Genomic DNA, 15,050 nt, shown 5'->3' on the forward strand with positions numbered 1-15,050 from the left:
CCCGTCGTCGGGCGATTGAGCCGGGCTCTCATGCTGGATCCGCGCGGCAGGCAGAAAGTTGTCGGCATGTTGTCGCACCATGTAGTGACAGGTTCACAGTGGTGAATGTGGAGCGGAGCGTGGCGATCGGCGTGCACTTTCGGCTGCTGGGCCCGGTGGAGGTGGTGGCGTCCGGGGTGAGGATCGCGGTAGGGCCGCCGCAGCGGTGCACGGTGCTGGCGGCGCTGATGGTGGACGCCGGCCGTCAGGTCACCGTCGAGACCCTGATCTCGCGCGTCTGGAGCGATGGCCCCCCCGAGCGTGCGCGCCGAGCGCTGCAGGCGCACGTCACCAGACTTCGCAGGACGCTTGAACAAGCCGGCGCACTTGGCGGGCCCGACGCGCCGCTGGCGCGCCGCTCGGATGGATATCTTCTCGGCGTCGAGCCCGAGCGGGTCGATCTCCACCTGTTCCGGCTGCGGCTCCGGCAGGCGCGCCAAGCGGCACCGACCGAGCGTTTGCGGCTGCTGCGCGACGCACTGGAGCTCTGGCGGGGTGACGCGCTCGGCGGACTGACCGGGAACTGGGTCGAACGGACGCGTCAGGACCTGCACCGAGAGCACCTGGACGCCGTCGTGTCGTGGGCCGACGCCGAACTGCTCGCCGGTGACGCCGCCGCCGTGATCGGCCCGCTCACCGAGTCGGCCCGTCGGGATCCCCTTCTCGAACCGCTGATCGCGGTCCTGATGCGTGCGCTGTACGCGGTGGGACGGCCGGTGGAGGCGCTCGATCTGTACGGGGCCACCCGGCGGCGGCTGGTCGACGAACTGGGTGCCGAACCGGGGGCGGTTCTCCGCCGGACGCACCAGGGGATCCTTCGCGGCGACCTCGACTCCGGCACGCGTCCGGTGACCTGGCAGCCTTCCGTGCCCGCTGTCGTGCCGGCGCAGTTGCCGATCGACGTACGCGACTTCTGCGGCCGCGGCGACGAACTGTCGAGGCTGGACGACCTCGCCGAACAATCGCGACACCACGCCACCGCCGTGGTCGTCAGCGCGCTGACCGGCACGGCGGGGGTGGGGAAGACCGCGCTGGCCGTGCACTGGGCCCATCGGGTCCGTGACCGTTTTCCCGATGGGCAGCTCTACGTGAACCTGCGCGGGTTCGCTCCCGAGGGGGCGATGGATCCTGCCGAAGCGGTACGCGGTTTCCTCGACGCACTCCATGTCACACCGCAGCGGGTACCGTCCGGCCTGGCCGCGCAGGCCGCTCTCTATCGGAGCATGCTGGCCGGCCGCCGCATGCTCATCGTGCTCGACAACGCACGCGACTCCGACCACGTCGGCCCGCTTCTTCCGGGCACTCCTGGATGCATGGTCGTGGTGACCAGCCGCAACCAGCTCTCCGGCCTGGTCGCCACCGGTTCCGTGCCGCTCGTCCTCGGCGCGCTCTCCCCCGGCGAAGCGCGGGAACTGCTCGACCGGCGGCTTGGGTCCGGCCGTGTCGCGGCCGAACCGGACGCGGCCGGGGAGATCATCGAACGGTGTGACCGATTACCCCTCGCACTGGCGATCGTGGTCGCGCGGGCCGCCACCCATCCGCGTTTCCCCCTGCACGCTCTGGCCGCCGAGCTGCGAGCGGCGCACGACCGGTTGGACGTCCTCACCAGCGATGATCCGGCCGTCGATGTGCGAGCGGTGTTCTCCTGGTCGTACCGCACCCTCACCCCGGAGGCCGCGCGCCTTTTCCGGCTCCTCGGGCTGCACCACGGGCCTGACATCTCGGCCGCGGCGGCGGCCAGCCTCGCGGGGTCGCCGCTGCCCGAGGTCCGATCCGTGCTCGCCGAACTCGCCAGGACGCACATGATCATTGAGCGACTTCCCGGCCGGTACACCCTGCACGACCTGCTGCGCGCCTACGCCGCGGAGAAGGCGCGGCGCACCGACCCCGGCGCGTTCCGCGGTGACGCGATCCGCCGCGTGCTGGACCACTACCTGCGAACCGGATACGCGGCGGCGCTGCACCTGCACGCGTGCCGAGATCCGATCACCTTGCCGGAAGCCGCTCCAGGCGTCGTCCCCGAGATCCTCCTCGACCACGAACACGCGCTGCGGTGGTACGGCGCCGAGCACGCTGTGCTGCTCGGCGCCGTCGAACAGGCGGTGAGCGCCGGTTTCGACACCCACGCTTGGCAACTGGCCTGGACCCTGACCGACTATCTCGACCGGCGAGGCCACTGGCACGACTGGATCGCCACTCAGCGTGCCGCGGTGACCACCGGACGCCGTTCGGGTGAGCCCGCCACCGAGGCCGGCGGCCACCAGCAGATCGGCCATGCCTACATCCAGATGGGCCGCTTCGACGAGGCACACGTCCATCTCGATCAGGCTCTCGCCCTTTACCACCAGGCCGGTGAACTCCCCGGACAGGGGCAGACGCACTACAGCCTCGCCGTGCTGCTCGGACGCCAGGACCGTCACCGTGAAGCCCTTGAGCACGCGCGGCGGTGCCTGGTGCTGTTCCGGGCGGCCGATCACGCGCACGGGCAGGCGCTCGCGCTCAACACCGTCGGCTGGGTGCACGCCGAACTCGACGAACACCATGAGGCTCTCGTGCACTGCGAACAGGCACTGGCCCTGTTCGAGACGATCGGCGACCCCCACGGGCAGGGGGAGAGCTGGGACCGGCTCGGTTACGCTCACCACCACCTCGGACACCACACCGAGGCGATCGCCTGCTACGAGCACGCACTGAACCACCTTCGCCGGCTCGGCGACCGCTACTGGGAGGCCGGAGTCCTCACCCACCTCGGTGACACCTACGAGGCCGCAGGCGACCTCCGCTCGGCCCGTGCCGCGTGGGGAAGGGCTCTCGGCATCCTGAGCGATCTCGGCCATCCCGGCGGCGAGGAGGTCCGGGCCAGGTTGGCGGCGTCGCGTCCGAGTACCTGAGATCGCCGGGGCCGGTTCAGTCCTTGCGGCCGACGCCGGCGAGCCATGAATGGTAGGTGAGGCTCTTGTAGGCGTAGTCGCCGTAGTAGCGGGTGCCGCGGAAGTGGTAGTCGTCGGGGTCGGGACGCCAGTCGGGGAGGTAGACGAGGCCGGGGTCCTGCAGGGTGGTGCCGGTGAAGTAGGTGAGGATCTCGTCGCGGGTGCGCCAGCGGCCGGTGCCGAGTCGTTCGTTGAAGAGTTTCTCGGCTTCCGCGGCCTGGACGGCCACGTCGGGGAGGGCCGGGCCGGGGTTGTGGAAGTGGGAGATGACGACGTGGCTGCCGGGTGGGAGGGCGGAGACGAGGTGGTGGGCCACGGCGGCGGGGGACTCGTGGTCGTGCAGGTGGTGCAGGATCGCGCACATCAGGAGGGCGACGGGCTGGGAGAGGTCCAGGTGGCCGCGTAAGCGTTCGTGCGTAAGGATGCCGGCGGGGTCGCGGATGTCCGCCTGGACGATGGTGGCGGTGTCGCTGGACTCCAGCAGTTCGCGGGTGTGCGCGACGACCACAGGGTCGATGTCGACGTACACGGTGCGGGCTCCCGGCGCGGCTTGTTCGGCGATCTCGTGGGTGTTGCCCTGCGTGGGGAGGCCGGAGCCGATGTCGAGGAACTGGCGGACGCCGCCGGCGGCCAGGTGGCGCACCACGCGCCGCAGGAACGCGCGGTGCGCCTGGGCCATGGCGGGTGCGTCGGGGGCGATCTGGAGCGCCAGCTCCGCGAGGTGGCGGTCGGCGGGGAAGTTGAACGTGCCGCCGAGCATGTAGTCGTACACGCGGGCGACGTTGGGTACCGACGTGTCGACCCCCGGCGGGATGTTTCTCGCCGTGAGGTTGTGGTGCTCGCGCATGTCCCGCACCTGTCCTGGATCGGGCCCGTTTCGGTGTCGATCAGGCCGGAAGCATAGCGCTCGGGACGGGACCCCACTTCGTGAAAGGTCGTGTCGGATGTAACTAAGAAGTGACGGGATTTCGCCGGGCCGGACGCGCCGGGGCCGGGGCACGGCGGGACGGCGGCGCGGCGGTAGCCTTGGGTCCGGCCGGGAGCACCCGGGTGGTCGGTCGAGCTGGGGGTCACGGGTGAAGCTGCTGCATTCGGGGAAGGTCCGCGAGGTCTACGAGGACCGTGGGGACATCGTCCTCGTCGCCTCCGACCGGATCTCGGTGTACGACGTGGTGCTGCCGACCCCGATCCCCGACAAGGGCAAGGTGCTGACCCGTCTGTCGCTGTGGTGGTTCGAACGGCTCGGTGACATCGTGCCGAACCATGTGATCTCCGCGACCGACGTGCCGCCGGAGTTCGCCGGCCGGGCCGTGCGGTGCCGCAGGCTCGACATGGTGCCTGTGGAGTGCATCGCGCGCGGCTACCTCGCCGGGCTCGGTCTGCGTGAGTACCAGGCGAGCGGCGCGGTCTCCGGCATCGGCCTGCCGCCGGGCCTGGTCGAGGGGTCCAGGCTGCCTGAGCCGATCTTCACCCCGACCACCAAGGCGCCGCTCGGCCAGCACGACGAGTTCATCACCATCGACGACGTCACGGCGGGCCAGGGTGAGGAGACCGCCGCCGAGCTGCGCCGGATCACGCTGGAGGTGTACCGGCGCGGCGCGGACCTCGCGGCGTCCCGCGGTGTGATCATCGCGGACACCAAGCTGGAGTTCGGCCGGGCCCCGGACGGCACACTGGTGCTCGCCGACGAGGTGCTGACCTCCGACTCCTCCCGGTTCTGGCCCGCCGACGAGTGGGAGCCGGGCCGGCCGCAGCACGCCTTCGACAAGCAGTTCGTCCGCGACTGGGCCGCCGGGACCGGCTGGGACAAGAAGGAACCGGGCCCGGAGATCCCCGCCGACGTCGTGGAGGCGACCCGCGCGCGCTACATCGAGGCGTACGAGCGCATCACCGGCGAGACCTGGTAGCTCTACTTCTTGCAGATGTTCTGCGTGGCCGTGCGCGCGACCGGCGTGCTCGACGGCGAAGGGCCGGCCGACGGGGAGGTCTCCTTCACGGTGACCTTCTTGACCCCGTCGTAGGACCTGCCGACGATGACCTCCAGGCCGGGAACCTCGGCCTGCCGCAGCTCGGCGCCGGGGATGGCGGCGGCGACCGTGCGGGCCGAGTCCTCACGGCCGGCGGGGTAGCGCACCACGGTGCTCTCGTACGTGCGGCGGCTGGTGTCCCCGGGAGGGGCCGGCACCTGGAAGCCGGCTGCCAGCAGGTCGGCCTTGGCGCGCGCGCCGAGGCCGGTGACGGCGGTGCCGTTCACCACGCGGACGGCGATGCGCGACGGCGGCACGGTGAGCCCGGGGGAGGCGCTGGGTTTCGGCGTGGTGGAGGTCTTGACGGTCGGCGGGGGCTTCACCAGGGGTTCGTCGGCGGCGATGCGGCGGAACATGTCACCGGCGGCGGCCTTGTCCCACAGCACCGCGGACTCGCCGGTCGAGGTGCGGTAGTCCACGTCGGCCAGGGGGACGGTGGCGAACGTCACGTCGTCGGTGGAGACGTCCTTGAGTTGGTCGGCCAGCCCGAGCAGGTCCTTGGCGAGGGCCTTGTCGACGGTCAGGGTCTGCAAAGTGGACCCCACGAGCGCCGTGAGCTTGGCCGGGTTGGCGAGGGTGCCGCCGCTGAGGGCCCGCGCCAGCAGGGCCGACATGACCTGCTGCTGGCGGTCGATGCGGTCGAGGTCGGACCGCGCGGTGGCGCGGGTGCGCGCGTAGAACAGGGCCTTGATGCCGTCCAGCTCGTAGGTGCCGGGTTCGAGGCGGAACTTGGTCTTCTCGTCGTTGATCGGCACGGGGGTGCAGACCTCGACGCCGCCGATGGCGTCGACGACGTTGATGAAGCCGAGGACGTTGACCTCGACGTAGTGGTGGATGGTGAGCCCGGTGAGGTTGCGCACCGTGCGCACGGCCAGCGGGGCCCCGCCGAGGCTGTACGCCGAGTTGATCTTGTGCTGGCCCTTGCCGGGGATGTCCACCCAGCTGTCGCGCGGCAGGCTCACCACCGTGACCTTGGAGTGGTCCTCCGACAGACGGACCAGCATGATGGTGTCGCTGCGCTGGCCCACCTCACGGCCGAGGTGGAGCATGTTCTGCTGACGCCGGGTGAGGTCGTCCCGCTTGTCCACGCCGACGACCAGGATGTTGAGCGCGCCACGCGCGTCCGAGCCGGTGGTCCCCGCGTCCACCGACTTGATCTGCCCCGCGGCGTACGACGACAGGAACCACGACACCCCCGAGCCCGCGAGCACCGCGCAGGACAGCGCGGCGCAGAGCAGCACGGCACGCGCTCCGGACCTCGAGCGCCTGGCGCGGTGTTCCGGCAGGCGGACGCCACCGTAGGCGTCCCCACCCACCCGGACGCCGGAGTCGTCCTCACTCATCGAGCCCCCTCAAAGGCCACCGACGCACACCGATGCGGACGTACTCACCGCCGTGGGTTGCCGTCCCCACCCGCTCGTACAGTAGCGTGAGCGCCGCCATGAAGGAGTTCCCCGACTCGCCCCGCCCGGGACCGGCCACCCGAGTCTGGCCGCCCGTATCCGTCGTCATGCCGGTGCTCAACGAGGAGCGCCATCTGCGTGAGGCCGTCCACCAGGTGCTCGCGCAGCGGTACGACGGGCCGATCGAGGTCGTCCTCGCCGTCGGCCCGTCACAGGACCGCACGCAGGACGTCGCCGACGCTCTCGCCGCCGAGGACCCCCGCGTCGTCGTCGTCGCCAACCCCACCGGCCGCACACCGAACGCGCTCAACGCCGCCATCGGCGCGTCACGCAACGGCGTCATCGCACGCGTGGACGGCCACGCCATGCTGCCGCCGGACTACCTGCGGGTGGCGGTGGAGACCCTGGAGGAGACCGGCGCCGACAACGTCGGCGGCATCATGGCCGCCGAGGGGGTCACACCGTTCGAGCAGGCCGTGGCGTGCGCCATGACGTCCCGCATCGGTGTCGGCAACGCGCGTTTCCACACCGGCGGCCAGCCCGGGCCGGCCGACACCGTGTACCTCGGTGTGTTCCGCCGCGAGGCTTTGGAACGGGTCGGCGGGTACGACGAGCACTTCCAGCGCGCGCAGGACTGGGAGATGAACCACCGCATCCGCCAGACCGGCGGCCTGGTGTGGTTCCAGCCCCGCATGCGGGTGTCCTACCGGCCCCGGCCGACCGTCCGCGCGCTCGCCAAGCAGTACTTCCACTACGGCCGGTGGCGGCGGGTCGTGGCCCGCACCCACGAAGGCACCATCAACCTGCGTTACCTCGCGCCGCCGGTGGCGGTGGCGGCCATCATCCTCGGCCTCGTCGTGTCGCCGTTCTTCCCGCTCGGCCTCGCCGTGCCGGGTGCCTACGCCGTCGCCGTCGTCGCGGGCTCGGTCCTCACCGGTCGCGGCCTGCCACCCGCGGCGCTGGCGCGGCTTCCCCTGGTGTACGCCACGATGCACATGTCCTGGGGATGGGGGTTCCTCACCAGCCCGCCGAGGCTCGGCAAACCGTCAGCCTGAACCGATCACCAGGCCGGTGCCGCCGCAGGCCAGGACGTCCAGGGACGTCCTGGCCGTCCCCGTGACGCAGTTGACGCGCACGCCGTGGCCGGACCACTCCTCGGCGAGGAACCGCGTGAGGGCCGCCACAGCGGCGGCCGCCGAGACGCCGGCCGCGCCGGTCGGCGCCGGAGCGTGCAGGAGCAGCTGACCGTGGGTGTCGCGCAGGTAGGGGAGAGCGGCCTCCGCCACGTGCAGCGCGCCGAGGTGACCGGCGATCACGACGTCCGGCGCTGAGCCGGCTTCGGCCTGGCCCGGGTCCGCCTCAGTGCTCGCACCGACGTGGCCTCCGTCCGATGGCCCTGCTTCGGGTTCCGCGTACGTCTCCGTGCCGGCGCCGAGCACCACGGCGTCGATCGGCCCGGCCTCGGCCGCCTCGGCGAGCGCTTCCCGTACGGCCGCCGCGTCGGACACCGGCACCGTGAGGCAGGACGCGAGCGCGCCGTGCTCGGCGGCGAGACCGCCGAGCCGTGGGTCGCCGAAGACGACCAGACGCCGGCCGGAGAGCACCTGCCTGAGTGTCTCGGGGGAGGCCGAGGGGACCGACGCCGTCACCTGGAACAGCTTCTCGGCGATGTGGAAGTCGACCGGATGGGTGACTTTCATGTTGTGCTCGCTGCCGGCCACGACACGTATCGGCACGTCAGGCAGGTAACGCAGCACGACGCCGCAGTCGTCGGTGGCGGGCCGGGACGCGAACGCCGGGTCGGCGAGCGCGCGGGTGTACGCCTCGCGGACCACCGACAGCAGGAAACACTGCGGGGTCTGCACGCGCCGCAGCGGCGCGCGGTCGGGGATGTCGCGCACGAGGTCGCCGCCGGTCACCACGATCGTGTCCGATGTCGGCACCGCCACCATCACCGCGGCCGACGTCTCCAGGGCCGCCACGCAGTCGGCGATGACCCGCGGCTCCACGAACGGCCGCACCGCGTCGTGCAGCAGCACACGGCACTCCTGCGTGCCGAGCGCCGACAGCGCGCGCCACGTCGTCTCCGTACGGCTCGCGCCACCCTCGATGACCTGGGACACCTTGGGGAAACCCGCGACCAGCCGCGCCGCCTCATCGGTGTGTCCCGCGGCCATCAAAACCACGATCTCGTCCACCTCGGGGGCCGCCTCGAACGCGGCCACCGTGTGCTCGATGATGGTGCGTCCCGCGATCCGCGCCAGCTGTTTCGGCATGCCGAGCCCGGCCCGCTGCCCCACTCCTCCGGCGAGGACCACCGCCACGGTGCGCATGAAAGCCATCCTCCCTGCTGTGGTGGTCACGCCATGTGACGTGACGACGGGATTGCGAGGTCAGTGACGGCTCGGTTACGTTGCGAGGTGGACGGTTCGAGGCGGCGTAAGGAGGCCCCGGTTGCCCGACCTGCCACCACCCTCACCTGCCCCGCGCTCCTCACCCGGCGTGACGCCGCGGCCGGCCCGCCGGCCGGGCCACGGCGGCCCCGCGTCCACCGTGGTCGCTGTGGTGCTCGGCCCGTCCCCCGGCGCCGCCGCACGGCTCGCCGCGCAGCTCGCCGACCTCGCCGTCCGTGAGCACCATGTCGTGACCAGGGTAGCCGGGCCGAGCCCGCCGCCGGGCCGGGCCACGATCAGCGACGGCCTTCCCGGCGACCTGCGTGCCGTCGCGGCGGCGGCCCGTGCCTGCACCGGTCCGGTGGCGGTGCTCCCCGGCGACCTGGTGGCCCACACCGAGGCCCTGGCGCTGCTGCTCGCCGACCCGTCGCGCGGCACCGCCGCGCTGGTCTCCCCGCCGGGAGGCGGCCCGCCGGTGCGGGTGGACCACGGCAGGGTGGTCGCCGCCGGCAACTCGTTCCACGTGGTGACGGCCGCCAACGGCGCGTTCCGCGGCGTGCTGCAGGTCGGCGTCGCCGACCTCGCGACGTTCGCCGAGGCGGCCGACGAGCTCGCCGGCCTCGCGCAGGCCGGCGCGCTCGGCGGGGCCACCGACGGCGAGGCCGTCGACCTGCTGCTCGCGGGCCTGGTACGGCTCGGGGTGCCGGTGCGCGCCGCGCCGCTCGGCCTGCTGCGCGCGGCCCGCGTGACCGGGGAGCGTGAGGCGGAGGCCGCGGTCGCGGCTCTCGCCGAGGTGGACGAGGACCGCGCGCGGCTCGCCGCCACCGTCCGCTCAGGTGACGGTTTCACCGCGACCTACCTCGTGAGCACCTGGACCGGCCCTCTGGTGCGGCTCGCCGCGCGGCTCGGCATGACGCCGAACACCGTCACCGGCCTGTCGGTGGGCCTCGCGGGCCTCGCGGCGGTCGCGTTCTCCGCAGGCAGCCGCCGCGCGCTGGTCGCCGGCGCGGCGCTGCTGTACCTGTCGTTCGTGCTCGACGGCGTGGACGGCCGCCTGGCCCGCTACACCCGCGCGTTCTCCCCGGTGGGTGCCTGGCTGGACGCGTCGTTCGGCCGGGTGAAGGAGTACGCCGTGTACGTCGGCCTGGCTGTCGGGTACGCGGGGGGTGTGGCGGCGGGACCGGCGGGCCCGGACGGCATCTGGGCCATGGCGGTGGCGGCCATGCTGCTGCAGTCGGTCCGGCACATGATCGACTTCTCCTACGCCGGGACCGGTCACGCGGGCCCCGCGCTGGAGCGTCCAGGCAGCGCGCTGTCGGTCCCCGCCGCGCCTGAGTCCCGGGGACGCCTCGCCGTGCTGCTGGACCGGCACGCCAGGGGCTACTGGCTCCGCAAGATCATCGTGCTGCCGGTCGGTGAGCGCGTGCTGCTGATCGCGCTCACCGCGGCCCTGGCCAACGCACGGGTGACGTTCCTCGCGTTGCTCGCGTGGGGCGGCGTCGCCACCCTGTACACCCTCACCGGCAGGATCGCGAGGTCGCTGTAAGCCATGGTGTACGTCCGCATGACCCCGGTGCCGCGCAACCTGGTGGTCACCTATCGGGACGACGGCGTGCTGTCCCGCGCCATGGGCCTGCTGCTCGCCGGCCAGTTGCCACCGCTGCCGCCGGCGGTCGCCGGGGCCTTCGTGACCGGTGTGATGCTGTTCCTCGGCGTCGCCGGAGCCGAGGGCCCGGCCGTGTTCGCGCCGGCCGTGGCGCTGCTGCTCGCCGGTCTCGGCAGCTCCCACCCCCACGACAGCCGGCTCGACTGGCTGGTGCCGCCGATCCTGCGCTGCACCGAGTACGGCTTCGTGGCCTGCGTCGGCTTCGCGTGGGATGTCCCCAAGCCACTGATCGTGGGCCTGCTCGGGGCCGTCCTGTTCCACCACTACGATGTCGTCTACCGCTGCCGCCAGCGGGTCTACCCGCCGCCGTGGCTCGCTCTCGCGGGGCTCGGCTGGGAGGGCCGCATGCTGCTGGTGGCGATGGGTGTGCTGCTCGACGTCGTGACCCCGGTGTTCGTGCTGGCCACGCTCTACCTCGCGGCGTTGTTCTGCTGGGAGAGCGTGACATGCTGGCTCGCCGCTCCGCGCTCCGGCGTCGAGGCGGCGGACCTCGGTTCCGGGGACTGACCCTCCGTCACTTCGCCGCGACCGATCTCATAACGGCATAAGTGAACCGGGGATTACACGATCAGCACCTGCGGCCAACTAACCTTTCACCCTACGAACTCATGCTTGACGACAGGAGCGCACGTTGCTGGGAATGGTGCTGGCCGCCGGGGCCGGACGTCGCCTGCGGCCGTACACCGACACGCTGCCCAAGGCGCTGGTGCCGGTGGACGGGGAGACCACGATCCTCGACATCGCGCTGCGTAACCTCGCGGCCGTGGACCTCCGCGACGTCGTGGTGATCGTGGGGTACGCCGCGGAGGCGGTCCACGAGCGCAAGGCCGACCTGGAGTCGCGCCACGGTGTGCGTCTCACTCTCGTCCACAACGACAAGGCCGAGGAGTGGAACAACGCCTACTCGCTGTGGTGCGCGCGCGACCACTTCGCGCACGGCGCGCTGCTGGTCAACGGGGACACGGTGCACCCGGTCTCGGTGGAGCGCACGCTGCTCGACGCGCCGGTGACCAGCGACATCCTGCTCGCCGTCGACGACGTCAAGGTCCTCGCCGACGAGGAGATGAAGGTCACCCTGGACGACGGGGGGTACCTGCGGAGCATCACCAAGCTCATGGACCCCGCCACGGCCCACGGTGAGTACATCGGCGCCACGCTGATCCGTCCCGGCGCCGCCGAGCGGCTCGCCGACGCGCTGCGCGCCACGTTCGAGCGCGACCCCCAGCTCTACTACGAGGACGGCTACGGCGAGATGGTCGCGCGCGGCGAGCGCATCGCGGTCGCGCCGATCGGCAAGGTCGACTGGGTCGAGGTCGACAACCACGACGACCTGGCGAGGGCCCGGGAGATCGCGTGCACGTACTAGCCGCCTCGCGCCACCCCGGCGCGAGGCCGGCCGGCGGCGTGCCGACGACCAGGGAGACCTCATGCCGCTGCTAGCGCGTATGCTCACCGCACCCCTCACCGTCGAGGTGCGGCGCGGCGCGGTGGCGCAGCTCGGCGCGCTGCTGGCCGACAGCCGTGTGGCCACATCCGGCCGGGTCGCCGTCGCGGTGGGTTCCGGTCAGGGTGATCACATCTCCGGGCTCATCGCGCCGACGCTGGTCGACGCCGAGGTGTTCCGCGTGCCGGACGGCTCGGTCGACTCGGCCGTCACCCTCGGGGCCGACCTGCGCAAAGGCGCGTACGAAGCGGTCGTCGGCATCGGCGGCGGCAAGACCATCGACGTCACCAAGTACGCCGCGTCGCTGGCCGGCATCCCCATGGTGGCCGTGGCGACCAATCTCTCCCACGACGGCATCTGCTCGCCGGTGTCCTCGCTGGAGCACGAGGGAGGCAAGGGGTCGTTCGGCGTGCCGATGCCGCTGGCCATCCTCGTCGACCTCGACTTCGTGCACGGCGCGCCGCCGTCCCTGGTCCGCTCCGGCGCCGGTGACGTCGTCAGCAACCTGTCGGCCATCGAGGACTGGCAGCTCGGCAACGTCGAGCGCGGCGAGCCCATCGACGGGCTCGCGGTGTCCATGGCGCGCACCAGCGCCGAGGCGGTGCTCGGCCGCACCGACTCCATCGAGTCGGACGCGTTCCTCACCGTGCTCGCCGAGTCACTGATCCTTTCCGGCATGTCCATGGTGGTCGCCGGCTCGTCACGGCCCAGCAGCGGCGGCGATCATGAGATCCTTCATGCCGTGGACCAGCTGTTCCCCGGCACCTCGAACCACGGCGAGCTCGCCGGCGTCGGGGCCGCCTTCTGTTACTTCCTGCGCGAGGACCAGCGCATGCTGTCGCTGGTGACCGGCTGCCTGCGCGCGCACGAGCTGCCGGTGAGCCCCTTGGACATCGGGCTGACGACCACGCAGTTCACCGAGGCCGTGATGCTGGCGCCGTCCACCCGTCCGGGGCGGTACACGATTCTGGAGCACCTGCGGCTGTCGGAGGCCGAGGCGCGCGACCGGGTGGAGGAATATGTCCGGGCCGTCGCTCATTGAGATGCGCGCGGTCGCTCAGCCGCACACCACGATGGAGCGCAACTCCGGTGAGCACTGGGCGGGTGCGCTGTACATGCGCAAGCTGTCGATCTACGTGACCTGGGCCCTGGCCCGCACGCGGATCACGCCGAACCAGGTGACCGGGCTGATGATCCTGGCGGGGGTGCTCGCCGGCGTCGTGCTCGCGCTGCCGGGGCTGTGGGCCGCGCTCGGCGCGGCGCTGCTGATCCAGGCGTACCTGCTGCTCGACTGCTCCGACGGCGAGCTGGCGCGCTGGACGGGCCGCACGTCGATCACCGGGGTCTACCTCGACCGGGTGGGCCACTACTTCGCCGAGGCGGCGCTGCTCATCGGGCTCGGGTTCCGCGCGTCGGCCACCGTCCCCGACTGGTACACCGTGCTCGGGTTCGCCGCGGCGCTCGGCGCGATCCTGATCAAGTCGGAGACCGACCTGGTGGACGTGGCCCGCGCGCGGTCCGGCATGACCGCCACCTCCGAGGCGGCGGCCGAGCAGTTCACCTCCCGCAGGCTCGGCATGGCCAGGAAGGCCGTGGCGGCCCTGCGCTTCCACCGGGTGTTCCAGGCGGTCGAGCTCTCGATCATCGCGCTGCTGGCGGCCGTGTGGGACGCCGTGGCGGGAGGGCTGACCGCCACCCAGGTGCTCACCGTCGCCTGCGTCGTGTTCGCGGGGGTGCAGACGGTCCTCCACCTGGTGAGCATCCTGGCGTCGAGGCGGCTTTCGTGATCTCCCGGAACCGTCGGCGGGCCTCCGGCGTCGTATCTCTGTCAAGAGCCGACGCGCGATCAACACCGTCTGTTCGGTGGGGGTTCGCTGACCGTTCCGATACCCTTATTTCACAGTATGCGTACAGAGTTCGGACCCGCCGCCCAACCAGACTCGGTGATCATGGTTACCTGCGCCTTCCCAGCGTCGAGGCGATGACGCGTTGAAGATTTCCTGTGTCATCCTCACCATGGGTAACCGGGTCGCCGAACTGGACCGGGCTGTCGTATCCGCCGTCACCCAGACCGACGGCGACGTCGAGGTCGTGATCGTCGGCAACGGCGCCGACGTCCCCCAGCTCGCCACCGCGTCCCCCAACGTCCGCACCGTCCGCATCCCCGCCAACGTCGGCATCCCCGAGGGCCGCAACCACGGCGTACGCGAATGCACCGGCGACGTCGTCCTCTTCCTCGACGACGACGGCTGGTACGCCACCGACAAGGTCGCCGCGCACGTCCGCGAACGCTTCTCCGCCGAACCCGACCTCGCCGTCATCAGCTTCCGCGTCATGGACCCCGAAGGCGGCGTCGGCCAGCGCCGCCACGTCCCGAGACTCCGCGCCGGCGACCCCCAGCGCAGCAGCCCCGTCACGACCTTCCTAGGCGGCGCCTGCGCCATCAGAAGATCGGCCTTCCTCCAGGTAGGCGGCCTCCCCGGCCGCTTCTTCTACGCGCACGAGGAGACCGACCTGGCCTGGCGCCTCCTGGGCGAGGGCTACCGCATCGAATACGACGCCGACGCCGTCATGTACCACCCCCAGGTCCCCCCCACGCGGCACGCCGACTTCTACCGCCTCAACGCACGCAACCGCGTCTGGCTGGCCCGCCGCAACCTCCCCTGGCCCCTCGCCACCCTGTACCTCCTCGACTGGATCCTCCTCACCGTGATCCGCGAACGCTCCCACCTCGCCATCAAGAGCTGGTTCCAGGGCTTCAAGGAAGGCCTCACCCAGCCCGCAGGCGAACGCCGCCCCATGGCCTGGCGCACCGCCTGGCGCATGCTCCGCCTGGGCCGTCCCCCCATCGTCTGAGCCGGCCGTCACGGTGTCAGGCGGATAGTGCCTGGTCTCGGTGCGGGGTGTCGGTCGTGCAGGCGGCGGCCAGGGTGTCCAGGCTGAGGTCGAGGGTCGAGGCCAGGGCGGCGATGGTGAAGAAGGAGGGGGTGGGGGCTCGGCCGGTTTCTATCTTTCTCAGGGTTTCTGGGCTTATGCCGGCGGTGGTGGCCACCTCCAGGAGGGTGCGGCCGGCTCGGGCCTGGCGGAGGAGGGTGCCGAAGTGTTCGCCGCGGAGGCGTTCGGCCGGGGTCAGGGGTGTGCGCACCAT

13 protein-coding genes are annotated in these 15,050 nt (G+C 71.7%); 9 read left to right on the forward strand and 4 right to left on the reverse strand.

Annotated features, from left to right (window positions below; genetic code table 11):
• Positions 1 to 119 precede the first annotated feature (119 nt).
• Complete coding sequence (locus tag BJ992_RS07175) at positions 120 to 2,930, forward strand: BTAD domain-containing putative transcriptional regulator (RefSeq protein ID WP_221474716.1); 2,811 nt, start codon at positions 120 to 122, stop codon at positions 2,928 to 2,930.
• A 16-nt stretch (positions 2,931 to 2,946) separates the two neighbouring features.
• Here BJ992_RS07175 and BJ992_RS07180 read toward each other — a convergent pair whose 3' ends face one another.
• On the reverse strand, positions 2,947 to 3,816 hold the full coding sequence (locus BJ992_RS07180) for an SAM-dependent methyltransferase (protein ID WP_184979139.1): 870 nt from the start codon (positions 3,814 to 3,816) through the stop codon (positions 2,947 to 2,949).
• Between the two features lie 229 nt (positions 3,817 to 4,045).
• Between BJ992_RS07180 and BJ992_RS07185 the strand changes: the two genes are divergently transcribed.
• Positions 4,046 to 4,876 carry a phosphoribosylaminoimidazolesuccinocarboxamide synthase gene (locus BJ992_RS07185; RefSeq protein ID WP_184979140.1) on the forward strand — a complete coding sequence of 277 codons (831 nt, stop codon included), beginning with the start codon at positions 4,046 to 4,048 and terminating at the stop codon, positions 4,874 to 4,876.
• A gap of 2 nt (positions 4,877 to 4,878) precedes the next feature.
• Here BJ992_RS07185 and BJ992_RS07190 read toward each other — a convergent pair whose 3' ends face one another.
• On the reverse strand, positions 4,879 to 6,339 hold the full coding sequence (locus tag BJ992_RS07190) for an LCP family protein (protein ID WP_184979141.1): 1,461 nt from the start codon (positions 6,337 to 6,339) through the stop codon (positions 4,879 to 4,881).
• A gap of 98 nt (positions 6,340 to 6,437) precedes the next feature.
• On the opposite strand from BJ992_RS07190, the gene BJ992_RS07195 reads away from it, so the two are divergent.
• Positions 6,438 to 7,454: a glycosyltransferase family 2 protein gene (locus BJ992_RS07195; protein ID WP_184987694.1), complete on the forward strand. Its 1,017-nt coding sequence runs from the start codon at positions 6,438 to 6,440 to the stop codon at positions 7,452 to 7,454.
• Here the strand turns inward: BJ992_RS07195 and BJ992_RS07200 are convergent.
• A complete protein-coding gene (locus BJ992_RS07200; RefSeq protein WP_221474717.1) occupies positions 7,446 to 8,732 on the reverse strand; it encodes an IspD/TarI family cytidylyltransferase in 1,287 nt (428 codons plus the stop codon). The genes BJ992_RS07195 and BJ992_RS07200 overlap by 9 nt on opposite strands.
• 121 nt (positions 8,733 to 8,853) lie before the next feature.
• Between BJ992_RS07200 and BJ992_RS34170 the strand changes: the two genes are divergently transcribed.
• The 6 genes from BJ992_RS34170 to BJ992_RS07230 all read left to right on the forward strand — a co-directional run bounded on the left by BJ992_RS34170 (position 8,854) and on the right by BJ992_RS07230 (position 14,758).
• The gene (locus BJ992_RS34170) at positions 8,854 to 10,338 is read left to right on the forward strand and encodes a CDP-alcohol phosphatidyltransferase family protein (protein ID WP_343072528.1); all 1,485 of its coding nucleotides are present in this window, start codon (positions 8,854 to 8,856) and stop codon (positions 10,336 to 10,338) included.
• Between the two features lie 18 nt (positions 10,339 to 10,356).
• On the forward strand, positions 10,357 to 10,965 hold the full coding sequence (locus tag BJ992_RS34175; protein WP_343072529.1) for a DUF5941 domain-containing protein: 609 nt from the start codon (positions 10,357 to 10,359) through the stop codon (positions 10,963 to 10,965).
• A gap of 124 nt (positions 10,966 to 11,089) precedes the next feature.
• Positions 11,090 to 11,824, forward strand: a complete 735-nt coding sequence (locus BJ992_RS07215) for a phosphocholine cytidylyltransferase family protein (RefSeq protein ID WP_184979144.1) — start codon at positions 11,090 to 11,092, stop codon at positions 11,822 to 11,824.
• A gap of 79 nt (positions 11,825 to 11,903) precedes the next feature.
• Positions 11,904 to 12,944 carry an iron-containing alcohol dehydrogenase family protein gene (locus BJ992_RS07220; protein WP_184987698.1) on the forward strand — a complete coding sequence of 347 codons (1,041 nt, stop codon included), beginning with the start codon at positions 11,904 to 11,906 and terminating at the stop codon, positions 12,942 to 12,944.
• Entirely contained in the window at positions 12,922 to 13,689 is a 768-nt protein-coding gene (locus BJ992_RS07225; protein ID WP_184979145.1) for a CDP-alcohol phosphatidyltransferase family protein, read from the forward strand. The genes BJ992_RS07220 and BJ992_RS07225 overlap by 23 nt, the downstream gene beginning before the upstream one ends.
• A gap of 202 nt (positions 13,690 to 13,891) precedes the next feature.
• A complete protein-coding gene (locus tag BJ992_RS07230; protein WP_246496550.1) occupies positions 13,892 to 14,758 on the forward strand; it encodes a glycosyltransferase family 2 protein in 867 nt (288 codons plus the stop codon).
• Positions 14,759 to 14,774: 16 nt separating this feature from the next.
• Here the strand turns inward: BJ992_RS07230 and BJ992_RS07235 are convergent, their stop codons facing one another.
• The gene (locus tag BJ992_RS07235; protein ID WP_184979146.1) at positions 14,775 to 15,050 is read right to left on the reverse strand and encodes a helix-turn-helix domain-containing protein; all 276 of its coding nucleotides are present in this window, start codon (positions 15,048 to 15,050) and stop codon (positions 14,775 to 14,777) included.

This window comes from Sphaerisporangium rubeum (assembly GCF_014207705.1).
Classification (GTDB): Bacteria; Actinomycetota; Actinomycetes; order Streptosporangiales; family Streptosporangiaceae; genus Sphaerisporangium; species Sphaerisporangium rubeum.